Source organism: Mesorhizobium huakuii (genome assembly GCF_014189455.1).
Lineage (GTDB): Bacteria > Pseudomonadota > Alphaproteobacteria > Rhizobiales > Rhizobiaceae > Mesorhizobium > Mesorhizobium huakuii_A.
The window spans coordinates 1,875,843-1,890,460 of the sequence record NZ_CP050296.1 but is presented as its reverse complement, the minus strand read 5'-3'; the positions used below and the strand labels follow the sequence as shown (position 1 = coordinate 1,890,460).

Below are 14,618 nucleotides of genomic sequence, written 5' to 3'. Positions count from 1 at the left end.
CATCGAATTGGCGATTTTCGACCTGCCGCTGCCATGATACGTATCCTTCCAGGAATTGCTTGAAGAGGCAGATGGCTTGAACCGCCAGGGGAGACGCTGGAGCATGCCGGCCGCGCTTGTCGCGGCCTATCTGCTGCTGCTCCAGTCGACGCTCGGCGCGTTCGCCTTCGGCACCGGCCCGAAGGCCGCGCAGCTCGACGCTTTCGGCAACGTCATCTGTAGCCGCGATGGCGCCACCCAGCTTCCCGGCGGTGACCAGCACCCGTCCCATCTGCCCGCCTGCTGCACGCTTGGCTGCAGCATGTTTTCATCGGCCTTCGCGCCGCCACCCGATGCCGGTCTCGCTCTGGGCAGCCTTTCCGTTGAAGCGGTCGCCTTCATCTTTCCGGCGAGCATTCATCTCGACTTTGCGCGCGAACGCTCGCCGTCGAACCCGCGCGCTCCGCCGCTGGCGGCCTGAGCCTTTTTGCCCGTCGGAACCTTTCGCGGGCGCACCCATCCAAAGGTCAAACGACTCGCGACCGGCAACGGCGCGACCCCCACTTCATGGAGCAACCATGTCCCATTCTTCCCCCGTAGCGGCAGGCACGCTGTTCAGCCGCGTTCTGTCCCACGTCCAGGAGCATCTCGGCGCTGTCGCGCTGGCTTTTGCGATCATGCTCGTCGGCGCCCAGTCTGTCCTGGCGCATGAGTTCAAGGTCGGCGATATCGAGATCGGCCATCCCTGGTCACGCGCCACGCCGGCCGGCGCCAAGGTGGCCGGCGGCTATTTTACCATCACCAACAACGGCAGCGCGCCGGACCGGCTGCTGTCGATTTCCTCCGACATTTCGGACAAGGCCGAGCTGCATGAGATGGGTGTCAAGGACGGCGTCATGACCATGCGGCCCGTTGTCGGCGGCCTGGAGATTCCAGCCGGCGGCAAGGTCGTTTTGGGTCCCGGCAGCTATCATGTGATGTTCATGGATTTGAAGCAGCCACCCAAGCAAGGCGAGATGTTCGCCGCCACGCTGACCTTCGAAAAGGCCGGGACGGTGACGATCAAATTCGCCGTGCAGGCCATGGGCAGCGCGGCGCCTCAAGAAGACAACGACTGAACCGGCCATCGTACCGATCAAGATTCTAGAGGGACCATCATGAACAAGTATCTTTTGTCGGCCGCAGCGCTTCTGGTGCTGGGGACGAATGCCGCCTTTGCGCACATCACGCTCGAAACCCAGGAAGCGGCGGTTGGCTCGACCTATAAGACGGTGCTGCGCGTGCCCCATGGCTGCGACGGCAAGGCGACGACCGCCGTGCGCGTGCAGATCCCGGAAGGGGTGATCGCGGTCAAGCCGATGCCGAAACCCGGCTGGACGCTGCAGACCAAGAAGGGCAAATATGAAAAATCCTACCAACTCTATGGCCAGGCGGTGACCGACGGCGTCAAGGAAGTCGACTGGAGCGGCGGCAATCTGCCGGATGAATTCTATGACGAGTTCGTCTTCCGCGCGACGCTGACGGCGGACCTGCCCGTCGGCCAAATACTCTACTTCCCGGTGGTGCAGGAGTGCGGCGATGCCGCTGACCGCTGGATCGAAATCCCGGCGACCGGGCAGGATGAAAACGCGCTCGAAAACCCGGCGCCCGGCATCAAGCTCACGCCGAAGAAATAGCTTTCTCCCTGGCGCGCTCTCGCAAGAGCGCGCCGCGTGCCAAGGCATGACATGAGCGCAATGTCTTCCCCGTATATGGCCGCCTCGACCGGCAAGTCCCTCGGCCGCATTGCCGGTGGGCTGCTGGCCCTGCTCATGGCGCTTATCGTCATGGCATCGACAGATCAGGCCTTTGCCCATGCGGCGTTGATTAAGACCGACCCGGCCGACGGTGCCGTGCTGGTGCAGGCTCCGGCGCGGTTCTCGCTGACCTTTAGCGAGCCGGTTTCGCCGCTGGTGCTGACCCTGGTGAAGCCGGACGGCACGCCTGTCCCGCTAACATCCTTCCGCCTCACCGATCAGACGGTCGAGATCGACAATCCGCAAGCGCTCAAAGCCGGCACGCATGTGCTGAGCTGGCGCGTCATTTCCGCCGACGGCCATCCGGTCGGCGGTTCGCTGCTGTTTTCCATCGGCGCGCCAAGTGAACCGCCCGTCGTGTCCGAAGCGGTCGATTGGCCGCTGCGGTCGGCGATCTGGATCGGCAAGGTCTTGCTCTACGTCGGTCTTTTCTTCGGCGTCGGCGGCGCCTTTGCCCTTGCCTGGCTGGCCGGCGACGGACGAGCCGGTCAACGCTTTGTCGCGGCCGCGATCCTGTCTGGGCTGCTGGCGGCACCCTTGTCGCTCGGCTTTCAGGGACTCGACGCGCTCGGGGCGCCGCTTTCCCGTCTGGCACAGCCGGTGATCTGGCGGACCGGGCTTGGCACCAGCTTCGGCTGGACGGTGCTGGTCGCCCTGATTGCGCTTGGGCTCGGTCTGCTGTCGCTGGCCGGGCCGCGTGTGTTCGCCAAGCCATTTGCCCTTGCCGGCCTTGCCGGCGTCGGCGTCGCGCTTGCAGCCAGCGGCCACGCCAGTGCGGCCGAGCCGCAATGGCTGACGCGGCCGATGGTGTTCGTGCATGGCGTCGGCATCGCCTTCTGGGCCGGCGCCCTGGTGCCGCTCGGTCTCGCGCTGAAGCGGCAAACGACTGATGCCGTCGGTTTCCTGCGCCGATTCTCCTCAGCGATCCTGCCTGTCGTGGCGATGCTTGCCGTGGCTGGCATCGTGCTCGCCGTCATCCAGGTGCAGACGCCCTCGGCCTTGATCGGCACCGCTTATGGCCGGTTGCTGCTGGTCAAGCTTGCGCTGCTGGTCTTCCTGTTCACGCTCGCCGCCGTCAATCGCTGGAAACTCACCGCCTCGGCCGAGGCGGGAGCAACGGAAGTGCAGCGCAGGCTCACCCGCTCGATCGGCGTCGAAATGCTGATCGTGCTGGCGATCTTCGGCGTTGCCGCGGGCTGGCGCTTCACGCCGCCGCCGCGGGCGCTGGCGATCGCGGCGGCGCAGCCTGTTTCGGTCCACATCCACGCGCTGCAGGCGATGGCCGATCTCAGCATCACGCCAGGCCATGCCGGCCCGGTCGCCGCCTCGATGATCATCATGACCGGCGATTTCGGGCCGCTCGACGCCAAGGAAGTGACGCTGGTGCTGTCGAAACCCGATTCCGGCATCGAGCCGCTCAAGCGCGCGGCGACCAAGCCCGGCGACGGCAGCTGGCGTGTCGACAACCTCGTCATTCCGGTTCCCGGCCGCTGGATGGTGCGCATCGACATTTTGGTCTCGGATTTCGAGATGGTGAAGATCGAGGCGCCTGTGGACATCAGGCCGTGATGGTCTATATGGCCGCTTGCCAAGCGGCCGGGTGTCTTGCTTGCAACACAATTCGGCGAGGCGGTTGACGCGGCGTCGAAGGCCCGTCAATCATCCCGCCAAATCGCGGGCTCCAACCAACAAGATCCGAAAGCAGGGAAGAAACGATGGAAAAAGCCGAAATCGGCCTGATCGGCCTTGGCACGATGGGCTCCAACCTGGCGCTGAACATCGCCGAACACGGGCACCGCATCGCCGTCTTCAACCGCACAAGGGCACGCACCGACGCCTTTGTCGAGAATGCCGGCGCGCTGAAGGACATGGTTGTCCCTTGCTACAGCCTGGAAGAACTTGCCGCCGCGATCCGGCCGCCGCGCCCGATCATCATCATGGTGCTGGCCGGCAAGCCAGTCGACGAACAGATCGAAGCCTTGCGCGGCGTGCTGTCAAACAACGACATCGTCATCGATGCCGGTAACGCCAATTTCCGCGATACGATGCGGCGCTTCTCCGAACTGTCCGGCTCGGGCCTGACCTTCATCGGTATGGGCGTGTCCGGTGGTGAGGAGGGTGCGCGGCACGGTCCGTCGATCATGGTCGGCGGCACGGAGGATTCGTGGAAGCGGGTCGAAAAGGTGCTGACCGCCATCTCCGCTAAGTTCAAGGACGAGCCCTGTGCCGCCTGGCTCGGCACCGATGGCGCCGGGCATTTCGTCAAGACCATCCACAACGGCATCGAATATGCCGACATGCAGATGATCGCCGAGATTTACGGCATCCTGCGTGATGGTCTGGGCATGGGGCCGAAAGAGATCGGCACGGTGTTCTCCAACTGGAACAAGGGCCGGCTCAATTCCTACCTGATCGAGATCACCGCCAAGGTGCTGGCCGCCGACGATCCCAAGACCGGCAAGCCGGTGGTCGACATCATCCTCGACCGCGCCGGCCAGAAGGGTACCGGCAAATGGTCGGTCATCGAGGCGCAGCAGCTTGGCATTCCGGCGACCGCGATCGAGGCGGCGGTGGCGGCGCGCGTGCTGTCGTCGATCAAGGACGAGCGGCAGGCGGCAGAAAAGGCCTATGGCAACATCGGTGTGACGAAAATTTCCGGCGACAAGGACGCTCTGCTGCACGACCTCGAACTGGCGCTGTTCGCCGGCAAGATCGCCGCCTACGCGCAAGGCTTTGCGGTGATGAGCGGCGCCTCGAAGGAGTTCAACTGGAACCTGCCGATGCCGACCATCGCCAGGATCTGGCGCGCCGGCTGCATCATCCGCTCGCAGATGCTCGACACGATGGCCGAGGCGTTCAGCAGCGGCGGCGCTTCCACCAATCTTTTGATGGCGCCCGCTTTCATCTCATTGATGCAGGAGGCGCATCCGTCGCTGCGGCGTATCGTGGCCAAGGCTTCCGAAGCCGGTGCGCCGGTGCCGGCGCTGTCTTCGGCACTTGCCTATTTCGACAGCTATCGCCAGGGCCGCGGCACCTCGAACCTGATCCAGGCGCAGCGCGACTTTTTCGGTGCGCATGGCTTCGAACGCATCGGCGAGCAGGGCGCATTCCACGGCCCGTGGGGCAGCGGCGCTGCGGGCTAGAGCATTTCGCCGTTTCGCGGAAACGGCGAACCGCTCTAACTCTTTGTTTTTGACGCAATTCCGGACGGAAAACCGCTTCACACTTTCCTGGAATTGCTCTAGTCCGTGGAACGCTTGTAAGCCAGAACTTCGCCTGGCACGCTGAGACTTTGCAGCGAGCCGGGTGCGGCGCCGCCGATCCAGCCGAGAACCGAGCGGGCAAGCTCCGAGCCCGCCAGCCGGAAGTTCTCGTTGACGATCAGCAGTTCGGGCCGGAACAGATGCAAAAGGTCCGATGATTGCTTGGAGACGATATCGACGTCACGGCCAAGCTTGAGGCCGGCATCCTCGATGCCGGCGACGAGCGCGAGCGTGGCGGCGGCGGCGCTGCTGACAAAACCGTCCGGCCTGACATCGCGACGCATCAGCTGCGCGGTCCTCGTCCTGATCTGCTCGATCGAATGGTCGATCGATACGGTGCTGAACGGGATCTCGCTGGCGCCGACCTCGCTCAGCGCATCGGCAAAGCCGTTGACCGTATGGCCGTGATAGGTCAGTCCGACGGGTGGCGTCAGCAGAGCGAGCTTGCGGCGCCCCATGCCCGCAAGGCGTCGTACGGCTTCGACCGCGAAGGCATGATTGTCGAAATCATGATAGGGATGAACCAGCCCCATGTCGGTGCGGCCATGCGTGGCAAACGGAATGCCGTGCTCCAGCATATAGCGGGCCCTGGCATCATTCGGCTGCGTGCGTGAAATGATGACGCCATCGGCGGAACCGGTCTCGACCAGATAGCGTATGGGGTCGAGCGGATCCTGTGAACGCGAATAGGGCGTGACGATCAGGTGATAGGGCGTATCGGCGAGCACTTCCGAAACGCCGTAGATAATGTCCGAGACGAAGCTCATGATCTCGCGCTCGGTGTTGAGCACAAGGCTGATGACATTGGTCCTGCCGGTGCGCAGGCGCACGCCGGCACGGTTCGGCCGATAGCCGATCTGCTTGGCGACCAGCTGGACGCGGCGCCTGGTCTCGGCGCCGATCTCCGGGGCGTCCTTCAGGGCGCGCGATACGGTGGTCACGCCAAGCCCGGTCATGAAGGCAAGCGTCTTCAGCGTTGGCCGCTCCTTGGCCGACGTCTCGTCGCTCTTTTCCGTACGCCGTTTGTCCATTCGTCCCGCCCGTCAGGCGCATAGCAGTCGCAGGGCGGGTCGGCAATCGCCGCGATTTGCGGCGTCGCACAATTTTAAGCCCGGCGAAGGTGGCAATATACTGAAACGTTACAGATTGCCAATCTCGATTGCCGGTCGGCGAATGGCAGGCGGACACGGGGTCGTGATTTCTCTTGAGAATACAATGCGAAACGTCCCTCCAGCGCTCCTTTTGCCGACTTCCGTGGTAGAACAGTTTGTTTTGCGCTGCGATCGCTCATATTGCGGCGCACAACGAGATGATCGGCAATGTATTTTATTCGCGGCTCGAAAAAATATCGAACGAGCCGCTTGCCCAGGGTTGCGTCATCCCTGCAATTGCCTTATCCAAAATCTGTAACGTTTCAGATTCTGGGAGGAACCGAAATGCGATACAGGATTTTGACCGCTGCGCTGGCAGCATCGGCCGCGCTGCAGTTTGCCGGTCCGGCCAGGGCCGCGGACCTGGAAGTCATCCACTGGTGGACGTCGAAAGGCGAGTCGGCTGCGGTCTCGCAGTTCGCAAAGGCCTTCGACAATGACGGCCATGGCGACAAGTGGGTGGACAGCGCGATTGCGCTCGGCGAAACCGCCCGCTCGACCGTCATGCAGCGCGTGCTTGGTGGCGATCCGCCCGGTGCGGCCCAGTTCAATCCCGGTCGGCAATACGAGGAACTGATTTCGGGCGGCAAGCTGCTCGACCTCACCGACGTCGCCACCGCCGGCAAGTGGGGCGATGTCATTCGCCCGAAGGCGATCGGCAGCGCCTGCCTGGTTGACGGCCACTGGTGGTGCGTTCCGGTCAACATTCACTCGAACTATTGGGCCTGGTACTCCAAGCCGGTGTTCGAGAAAGCCGGCGTGCCGGAGCCGAAGAGCCTGGCCGATTTCATCGCGGCCGCGCCGAAGATCAAGGAGGCAGGCCTCATTCCCTTTGCCATCGGTGGTGACGGAAATGGCTGGCAGATCCAGTTGCTCTTCCAGGACATGGTCACCGAGGCTCTCGGTGTCGCCAAGCGCGACGAGATGTATACCAAGAAAAGCGCCGAAATTGCCGGCGGCCCCGAGATGAAAGGCGTCTTCACGCAGTTGAGGGCGCTGAAGCAGTACACCGACAATGGCTACGCCAACCGCAACTGGAACGACACCACCAATCTGGTGATCACCGGCAAGGCCGGACTTCAGGTGATGGGCGACTGGGCGCGCGGCGAATTCGCGGCCGCCGGCATGACCGGCGTCAAGGATTTCGGCTGCATGATCGGCCTGAACGAGGCCAAGCCGGTGGTCAGCACCGACGGCGACATCATCGTCTTCTTCAAGCAGAACAATCCGGATGTCGAGGCGGCGCAGAAGCGTCTTGCCGCGCTGCTCATCAGCCCGGAGGTTCAGGTCGCCTTCAACAACGCCAAGGGGTCGATGCCGGTGCGTGGCGATGTCGATATGTCGACCGCCGATCCGTGCATGCAGAAGTCGCTGAAAGCGGTGGAAGACCCGGCCAATATCGTCACCGCGACGAACCGGTTCATCACCGAGAACACCAACCAGCAGCTCAATGAACTCGTCGCGCAATTCTTCGCCGACGACTCCATGACGGCTGACGACGCCACCGCGAAGTTCTCCACCATCATCGGCAATTCCGATTAGGAGCCGATCAGCATCCGAGGCGCCGCACTTGCGGCGGCGCCTCGGCCTAACTCGCTCGCCAAGCAAGAAGGCTTTGTCGGCGGGCTGACAATCGCCGGATCGGAAGCTGTGGCGGTTCGGAAGGCTGGCTTGCGCGCCGGCAGATGGCCAGCGTGTCGGTAGAAGCGGAGAAAAACGGACGATGCAGAGGAGTTGGAGGCAGAGATTTCACCTGCCCGCCGTCATCGGCACGATACCGATGATTCTCGTTGCCGTCGGCGTGTTCGTGATCGGTATCGGCTTCTCGGTGCTCTGGTCTTTCACCAGTTCGAAGCTCTTCCCAACCTACGATTTCGTCGGCCTGGCGCAGTACAGGCGCCTTTGGGCCGATAGTCGCTGGCTGGTCTCGGTCAACAACATCTGGTTCTTCGGCCTGATGTCCATCAGCTGCAACATGGTGTTCGGCTATCTGCTCGCCGTTTTCATGGACCAGCGTATCCGCCAGGAAGACCTGTTCCGCTCGATCTTCCTCTATCCCTTCGCCATGTCGCTGATCGTCACCGGCCTCGTGTGGCAATGGGTGCTCGACCCCAATCTCGGCCTGCAGGCGGCGATGCGCAATCTGGGCTGGTCGAGCTTCAGCTTCGCCCCCCTGGTTGATGCCAACACTGCGATCTACGCGCTGGTCGTGGCGGGCATCTGGCAGGGTTCGGGCGTGACGATGGCGATCCTGCTCGCCGGCTTGCGCGGCGTCGACGAGGAAATCTGGAAAGCGGCGAGGGTCGACGGCATCCCGACATGGCGCACGCATCTGTCGATCGTCGCGCCGATGATGAAGGGTGCCTTCGCCACCGCCTTCGTTCTGCAATGTGTCGGCGTGGTGCGCGTCTATGATCTGGTCATTGCCATGACCGGCGGCGGCCCCGGCATCGCCACATCGATGCCGGCGGTCTACGTCATCCAGCTCATCACCGTCCGTCAGAATGTCGGCCAGGGCATGGCCGCGGCAACGATGATGCTGCTGCCGGTGCTGGTCGTGCTGGGTTTCAGCGGACTTGTCCTGTGGCGGCGAAATCGCCGGCAGGAGGCGCGCGTATGACCGCCGGCCAGATCACCGCAATTCAACCCGTCCAGGACGCGCCGGATCAGGCCGGCGTGGCGCCCTTCGGGCCGAAACCGCGGCGCGTATCGCCTGGCCGTATCGGGATCTACGTATTCCTGGTCATTGCCGCTCTCTTCTTCCTCATCCCGGTCTACATCATGATCGTCACGTCGCTGAAGGGGATGCCGGAGATCAGGCTGGGACATCTTTTCAGCCTTCCAGCCGAGCCGACCTTTCAGCCCTGGGTCGACGCCTGGCTCCATGCCTGCACCGGCCGCGACTGCAACGGCCTGAGCCCCGGCTTCTACAATTCGCTGAAGATCACCGTGCCGAGCGTGATCATCTCGATCATCTGCGCTTCGATCAACGGTTACGCGCTGACCTTCTGGCCATACAAGGGCGCCAATCTGCTCTTCGGCTTGCTCGTCTTCGGCGCCTTCGTGCCTTATCAGGTCGTCATCTATCCGCTGATCATCGGGCTGAGCTCGGTCGGGCTGTTTGCGACCCTTCCCGGCATCATCATCGTCCACACGATCTTCGGGATGCCCATCCTGACGCTGCTGTTCCGCAATTTCTACGCAGCCCTGCCGGTCGAGCTGTTCAAGGCGGCGCGGGTCGACGGTGCTGGGTTCTGGCGCATCTTCTTCTCCATCATGCTGCCAATGTCGGTGCCGATCACCGTCGTCGCCGTCATCCTGCAAGTCACCGGCATCTGGAACGACTTCCTGTTCGGCATCGTGTTCGCCGGCCGGTCCAACTGGCCGATGACGGTGCAGCTCAACAACATCGTCAACACCACGACCGGCGTGAGGGAATACAATGTCAACATGGCGGCCACCATTCTGACGGCGGCGGTACCTTTGATCATCTACTTCGTCTCCGGAAGATGGTTCGTGCGCGGCATCGCCGCCGGCGCGGTGAAAGGCTGATGGATATGGCGCAAAACGGTACCAGCGTATCGATCCAGGACCTATCGCTGAATTTCGGCGCGGTGTCGGTGCTGAAGACGCTCAATCTCGATGTCGCCGAAGGCGAATTCGTCGTGCTTTTGGGCCCCTCCGGCTGCGGCAAGTCGACCTTGCTCAACTGCATTGCCGGCCTGCTCGACGTTTCCGAGGGCCGCATCTTCATCAAGGGCAAGAACGTCACCTGGGAAGAGCCCAAGGATCGCGGCATCGGCATGGTGTTCCAGTCCTATGCGCTCTATCCGCAAATGACGGTGGAGAAGAACCTGTCCTTCGGCCTGCGGGTCGCGGGCCTGCCCAAGGAAGAAATCGCCAAACGCATCGCGCGCGCCGCGGAGATCCTGCAAATCGAACCGCTGCTGCAACGCAAGCCCTCGGCGCTTTCCGGCGGCCAGCGCCAGCGTGTGGCGATCGGGCGGGCCCTGGTGCGCGATGTCGACGTCTTCCTGTTCGACGAACCGCTGTCCAACCTCGATGCCAAATTGCGCTCGGAGCTGCGCGTCGAGATCAAGCTGCTGCACCGCAAACTGCAGAACACCATGATCTATGTCACCCACGACCAGATCGAGGCGATGACGCTCGCCGACCGCATCGCGGTGATGAAGGGCGGTGTGATCCAGCAGCTCGACGCGCCGCAGACCATCTACAACCGCCCGGTCAACCGTTTCGTCGCCGGCTTCCTTGGTTCGCCGGCGATGAATTTCATCGACGGCAGGCTGGAGAAGGACAGTGGCGACTGGTATTTCGTCGTCGAGGATGTGCGCATTCCGCTTGCGACCTACGCCTTCGAGAAGGAACCGGTGCCGGGGCCGGCCGTATTCGGCATGCGGCCCGAGCATGTCGCCTTCAACAGCGGCACCGGCTGGCCGTTTACGGCTGACGCAAATGTCGAAGTCGTTGAACCGATGGGCTCCGACACTCTGGTCTGGCTGAAGCTCGGCAAACAGAACTTCACCGTCCGGGTGACATCGGAGCGCACGCCAAGCAATGCGGATGCGGTGAGCATCGGCTTCGACCCGATGCGGGCCTCGCTTTTCGATGCCGAAACCGGCAACCGCCTTTAATTTTCCCCCAGGATCCATCCCCCAAGAGATCCATCCCCCAAGAGACCCACCCACAAGCAGAACGGACAAAGACGATGAACTGGTCATTCCAACTTTACAGCGCCCGCAACTTCCAGCCCTGGGAAGGCGTGCTCGCCACACTCGGCAAGCTCGGCTACACGCAAGTCGAAGGCTTCGGCGGTGTCTATGAAAATCCCAAAGCCTTCCGCGCCGAACTCGACAAGAACGGCCTTTCGATGCCGACCGGGCATTTCTCCATCGATGCGCTGGAGAAGGATTTCGACGGCGTGCGCAGGACAGCCGAAGCGCTCGGCATCAAGCTTTTGATCTGTCCCTATCTGATGGCCGAGGACAGGCCGTCCGATGCCGCCGGCTGGCGTGGGTTCGGTGAGCGTCTGGCCAAGGTCGGCGAGGTGGCCTCGAAGGCCGGCTACGGCTTTGCCTGGCACAACCACGATTTCGAGTTCAAGGCACTCGCCGACGGTTCGGTGCCGCAGGATCACATCCTGTCTGCCGCCCCCGCTATCGGCTGGGAGATGGACCTTGCCTGGGTGGTGCGTGGCGGCGCCGATCCGCTGCCCTGGATCGAAAAGCATGGCAAGCGCATCGTCGCCGTGCATGTGAAGGACATTGCCAGGCCGGGCGAAGGACTGGACGAGGATGGCTGGTCGGATGTCGGCCATGGCACGATCGACTGGGCGGGCCTGATCAAACTGTTGCGGGCCAAGAGCGCGGCAAAGTACTTTGTCATGGAACAGGACAACCCCAACGACATCGAGCGCTTCGCTCGCCGCTCGCTCGCATCCGTCAAGGCTTACTAGGAACAATCATCATGGCAAAGAAACTGGGTATTGGCGTCATCGGCTGCGGCAACATCTCGAAGGCGTATTTCTCACTGGCGCCGCTGTTTCGCGGCATCGAGATGCGCGCCTGCGCCGACATCAACATGGACGCGGCCAGGGCGCGGGCGAAGGAGTTCAAGCTGCGCGCCGAGACTGTCGACGACCTGCTCAAGGCTGATGACATCGACATTATCGTCAACCTGACGATACCGGCGGTGCATTACGAGGTGTCGAAACGGGTGCTCGACGCCGGCAAGCACGTCTATTCGGAAAAGCCGTTCGTGCTGTCGCTCAAGGAGGGCCAGGACCTCAAGGCGCGGGCCGAGAAGCAGGGGCTGCGCATCGGCTCGGCGCCCGACACCTTCCTCGGTGGCGCGCACCAGCTGGTGCGTGAGCTGATCGACGAGGGCAAGCTTGGCAAGATCACCAGCGGCACCTGCCATGTCATGGGCCACGGCATGGAGCACTGGCACCCCAATCCGGATTTCTTCTTCCAGCCGGGCGCCGGACCGGTGCTCGATATCGGGCCGTACTACATCACCAATCTCATCCAGCTGATCGGGCCGGTGAAGCAGGTGGCGGCTTTCGCGACAACCCCTGCCAAGGAGCGGACGATTTCATCGAAACCGCGCGCGGGCGAAAAAATCCCGGTCAACACGCCGACCACTATCCATGGGTTGCTCGAGTTCGAGAACGGCGCCGTGGTGACGCTCAACACCAGCTGGGATGTCTGGGCTCACGGCCACGCGCCGATGGAACTCTATGGCGAGGCGGGCACGGTGTTCGTGCCGGATCCGAATTTCTTCGGCGGCGACGTGCGCTTCACCGAAGAGGGCAAGCCGGTCAAGAAACTGCCGAAATGGAAGCATCCGCTTGGCGTGCCCAATGAGATGCACGGCCAAGGCATGATGGCCAATTACCGCACATCAGGCCTCGCCGACATGGCGCTGGCGATCGTCGAGGGGCGGCCGCACCGCTGTTCGATGGAACTGGCGCTGCATGCCGTCGATGTCATGACCGGCATCCTGCGTTCCGGCGAGACGGGAAAATTCGTCGCCATGCAGACCACTTGCGAGCGGCCGGCCGCACTCGGCGTCAAGGCAGCCAAGGAGTTGCTGGCCAAGAAAAAGTAGACCTGGCGATTATCGATAATTTTCAAATCTCCCTCTCCCCGTTTCGGCGGGGTGGGGGTAAGGAGAGGGCGAGCATCGATTCAATTGTTCCTTCCGGCGATCCCCGCGCCGCCTCATCCCTAAGGATTTCCCATGCCCTACATCGCCGCCGAAAACCGCTACGAGAAAATGATCTACAATCGCTGCGGGCGCTCCGGCCTCAAGCTGCCGGCGATCTCGCTCGGGCTGTGGCACAATTTCGGCAATGACACGCCGCACAAGACCAAGCAGGCGATCACCCGCAAGGCGTTCGATCTCGGCATCACCCATTTCGACCTCGCCAACAATTACGGACCGCCGCCCGGCTCGGCCGAGACCGCTTTCGGCGAAATCCTGCGCACCGATTTTTCTGCCTATCGCGATGAGCTGATCATATCGACCAAGGCTGGCTACGAGATGTGGGCGGGACCCTATGGCGAATGGGGCGGGCGCAAATACATGCTGGCAAGCCTCGACCAAAGCCTGAAGCGGATGGGGCTCGACTATGTCGACATCTTCTACTCGCACCGCTTCGATCCCGACACGCCGCTGGAAGAAACCATGGGCGCGCTCGACCATGCGGTGCGCTCGGGCAAGGCGCTCTATGCCGGCATCTCGTCCTACAATTCGCAGCGCACCCGCGAAGCCGCCGATATATTGAAGCAGCTCGGCACGCCCTGCGTCATCCACCAGCCGAGCTATTCGATGCTGAACCGCTGGGTCGAGGAAGACGGCCTGCTTGACACGCTGGAAGGGCTCGGCGTCGGCTCGATCGTGTTTTCGCCTCTGGCGCAAGGCATGCTGACCGACAAATATCTCGGCGGCATCCCTGAAGGCAGCCGCGCCTCGCAGGGCAAGTCTCTGAAGTCGGCCTTCATCAACGACCGCACCATCGCCAACATCAAGGCGCTCAACGCCATTGCCGGCAAGCGTGGCCAGACGCTGGCGCAGATGGCGCTGGCCTGGGTGCTGCGCAAGGGCAAGGTGACGTCGGCGCTGATCGGCGCCAGCCGGCCCGAGCAGGTCGAGGACTGCGTCGGTGCACTGAGGGTGCTCGACTTCAGCGATGCCGAATTGGCCGAGATCGACAGCTACGCGCGCGAATCCGACATCAATCTGTGGGCGGCCTCCGCCGAGCGCAAAGGCCCGCCGAGGAAATAGGGTTGTCCGACAAGCCGGCAACAAACGGCGGGGGTCTCTCTCGCCGTTTGTTGCCAAATGGCGCTGGGGAGTGGAGCGTACCCACTGGCGGGTCGTGGCCAGCCGTTGATTTCCTCAGATGGCCCGTTCCATGAGGATGGAGGGCAACATCGGCCCAGGGCCAATGCGCAGTTCGATCCGCCTCACCGTTCTAAAACCCAAAGCGGCATAGAACCCCTCCGCGTTGAGGCTGGCCTGGCATTCGAAACGACGCACGCTGGACGACCGGCCATCTTCCGCGCAACGTCGGTACAATTCGCGTCCGATCCCCCGACGCAGCCACTCGGGATGTGTGGCGAAATGCCTGATATGCGCGAGGCCGGGCGTCACCTCGGAGCTTCCAGGCAGTTCCCGGGACCAACCGCCACAGCCGACGGCAAGGTCATGGCCATTTACCGCGAGATAGAAGGTGCCGGAAGAAAGCAGTGCCGGGTTTGCGCGTGTCATCAGAGGCAGCGCGCCTTCGAGGATGGCCTGATCGTACGCCGTGCGCATCAAGCCGGGGTAGGAAGCGAGCAGCAACTCGCTTACCCCGGCTTCGTCCTGCGGTGTGGCGCGCCTGACGGTGAAGGTGGCAGACACGC

14 protein-coding genes are annotated in these 14,618 nt (G+C 62.9%); 12 read left to right on the top strand and 2 right to left on the bottom strand.

Annotated elements, in window-relative coordinates:
- Positions 1 to 103: 103 nt before the first annotated feature.
- The 5 genes from HB778_RS09235 (at position 104) to gndA (ending at position 4,918) form a co-directional block, all read left to right on the top strand.
- Positions 104 to 460, top strand: a complete 357-nt coding sequence (locus tag HB778_RS09235; protein WP_183463230.1) for a DUF2946 family protein — start codon at positions 104 to 106, stop codon at positions 458 to 460.
- Between the two features lie 97 nt (positions 461 to 557).
- On the top strand, positions 558 to 1,097 hold the full coding sequence (locus tag HB778_RS09230) for a copper chaperone PCu(A)C (RefSeq protein WP_183463228.1): 540 nt from the start codon (positions 558 to 560) through the stop codon (positions 1,095 to 1,097).
- A 39-nt stretch (positions 1,098 to 1,136) separates the two neighbouring features.
- Positions 1,137 to 1,655, top strand: coding sequence for a YcnI family copper-binding membrane protein (locus HB778_RS09225; RefSeq protein WP_183463226.1), 519 nt, complete (start codon positions 1,137 to 1,139; stop codon positions 1,653 to 1,655).
- Between the two features lie 60 nt (positions 1,656 to 1,715).
- Entirely contained in the window at positions 1,716 to 3,344 is a 1,629-nt protein-coding gene (locus tag HB778_RS09220) for a copper resistance CopC/CopD family protein (RefSeq protein ID WP_432421243.1), read from the top strand.
- A gap of 146 nt (positions 3,345 to 3,490) precedes the next feature.
- Positions 3,491 to 4,918, top strand: a complete 1,428-nt coding sequence (gene gndA / locus HB778_RS09215) for an NADP-dependent phosphogluconate dehydrogenase (protein ID WP_183463224.1) — start codon at positions 3,491 to 3,493, stop codon at positions 4,916 to 4,918.
- Positions 4,919 to 5,016: 98 nt separating this feature from the next.
- Here gndA and HB778_RS09210 read toward each other — a convergent pair whose 3' ends face one another.
- Positions 5,017 to 6,069 (bottom strand): LacI family transcriptional regulator, encoded by a 1,053-nt coding sequence (locus HB778_RS09210; protein WP_183463222.1) that lies wholly within the window; start codon positions 6,067 to 6,069, stop codon positions 5,017 to 5,019.
- A gap of 405 nt (positions 6,070 to 6,474) precedes the next feature.
- On the opposite strand from HB778_RS09210, the gene HB778_RS09205 reads away from it, so the two are divergent.
- The 7 genes from HB778_RS09205 to mgrA all read left to right on the top strand — a co-directional run bounded on the left by HB778_RS09205 (position 6,475) and on the right by mgrA (position 13,995).
- Positions 6,475 to 7,731, top strand: a complete 1,257-nt coding sequence (locus HB778_RS09205; RefSeq protein ID WP_183463219.1) for an ABC transporter substrate-binding protein — start codon at positions 6,475 to 6,477, stop codon at positions 7,729 to 7,731.
- Between the two features lie 181 nt (positions 7,732 to 7,912).
- On the top strand, positions 7,913 to 8,809 hold the full coding sequence (locus HB778_RS09200) for a carbohydrate ABC transporter permease (protein ID WP_096450314.1): 897 nt from the start codon (positions 7,913 to 7,915) through the stop codon (positions 8,807 to 8,809).
- A complete protein-coding gene (locus HB778_RS09195) occupies positions 8,806 to 9,741 on the top strand; it encodes a carbohydrate ABC transporter permease (RefSeq protein ID WP_210308071.1) in 936 nt (311 codons plus the stop codon). Before HB778_RS09200 ends, HB778_RS09195 begins: the two co-directional genes overlap by 4 nt.
- The gene (locus HB778_RS09190; RefSeq protein ID WP_183463217.1) at positions 9,741 to 10,841 is read left to right on the top strand and encodes an ABC transporter ATP-binding protein; all 1,101 of its coding nucleotides are present in this window, start codon (positions 9,741 to 9,743) and stop codon (positions 10,839 to 10,841) included. Before HB778_RS09195 ends, HB778_RS09190 begins: the two co-directional genes overlap by 1 nt.
- A 74-nt stretch (positions 10,842 to 10,915) precedes the next feature.
- Positions 10,916 to 11,662, top strand: coding sequence for a sugar phosphate isomerase/epimerase family protein (locus tag HB778_RS09185; protein ID WP_183463215.1), 747 nt, complete (start codon positions 10,916 to 10,918; stop codon positions 11,660 to 11,662).
- A gap of 11 nt (positions 11,663 to 11,673) precedes the next feature.
- The gene (locus HB778_RS09180; RefSeq protein WP_183463213.1) at positions 11,674 to 12,816 is read left to right on the top strand and encodes a Gfo/Idh/MocA family protein; all 1,143 of its coding nucleotides are present in this window, start codon (positions 11,674 to 11,676) and stop codon (positions 12,814 to 12,816) included.
- Between the two features lie 132 nt (positions 12,817 to 12,948).
- Positions 12,949 to 13,995, top strand: a complete 1,047-nt coding sequence (gene mgrA / locus HB778_RS09175; RefSeq protein WP_183463211.1) for an L-glyceraldehyde 3-phosphate reductase — start codon at positions 12,949 to 12,951, stop codon at positions 13,993 to 13,995.
- A gap of 114 nt (positions 13,996 to 14,109) precedes the next feature.
- Here mgrA and HB778_RS09170 read toward each other — a convergent pair whose 3' ends face one another.
- Positions 14,110 to 14,616: a GNAT family N-acetyltransferase gene (locus tag HB778_RS09170; RefSeq protein ID WP_244661877.1), complete on the bottom strand. Its 507-nt coding sequence runs from the start codon at positions 14,614 to 14,616 to the stop codon at positions 14,110 to 14,112.
- Positions 14,617 to 14,618: the final 2 nt, after the last annotated feature.

Excerpts from the sequence above, each read along its gene's own strand:
- HB778_RS09235 (WP_183463230.1), top strand. The coding sequence starts at position 104 with ATGCCGGCCGCGCTTGTCGCGGCCTATCTGCTGCTGCTCCAGTCGACG.
- HB778_RS09230 (WP_183463228.1), top strand. The coding sequence starts at position 558 with ATGTCCCATTCTTCCCCCGTAGCGGCAGGCACGCTGTTCAGCCGCGTT.
- HB778_RS09225 (WP_183463226.1), top strand. The coding sequence starts at position 1,137 with ATGAACAAGTATCTTTTGTCGGCCGCAGCGCTTCTGGTGCTGGGGACG.
- HB778_RS09220 (WP_432421243.1), top strand. The coding sequence starts at position 1,716 with ATGTCTTCCCCGTATATGGCCGCCTCGACCGGCAAGTCCCTCGGCCGC.
- gndA (WP_183463224.1), top strand. The coding sequence starts at position 3,491 with ATGGAAAAAGCCGAAATCGGCCTGATCGGCCTTGGCACGATGGGCTCC.
- HB778_RS09210 (WP_183463222.1), bottom strand. The coding sequence starts at position 6,069 with ATGGACAAACGGCGTACGGAAAAGAGCGACGAGACGTCGGCCAAGGAG.
- HB778_RS09205 (WP_183463219.1), top strand. The coding sequence starts at position 6,475 with ATGCGATACAGGATTTTGACCGCTGCGCTGGCAGCATCGGCCGCGCTG.
- HB778_RS09200 (WP_096450314.1), top strand. The coding sequence starts at position 7,913 with ATGCAGAGGAGTTGGAGGCAGAGATTTCACCTGCCCGCCGTCATCGGC.
- HB778_RS09195 (WP_210308071.1), top strand. The coding sequence starts at position 8,806 with ATGACCGCCGGCCAGATCACCGCAATTCAACCCGTCCAGGACGCGCCG.
- HB778_RS09190 (WP_183463217.1), top strand. The coding sequence starts at position 9,741 with ATGGATATGGCGCAAAACGGTACCAGCGTATCGATCCAGGACCTATCG.
- HB778_RS09185 (WP_183463215.1), top strand. The coding sequence starts at position 10,916 with ATGAACTGGTCATTCCAACTTTACAGCGCCCGCAACTTCCAGCCCTGG.
- HB778_RS09180 (WP_183463213.1), top strand. The coding sequence starts at position 11,674 with ATGGCAAAGAAACTGGGTATTGGCGTCATCGGCTGCGGCAACATCTCG.
- mgrA (WP_183463211.1), top strand. The coding sequence starts at position 12,949 with ATGCCCTACATCGCCGCCGAAAACCGCTACGAGAAAATGATCTACAAT.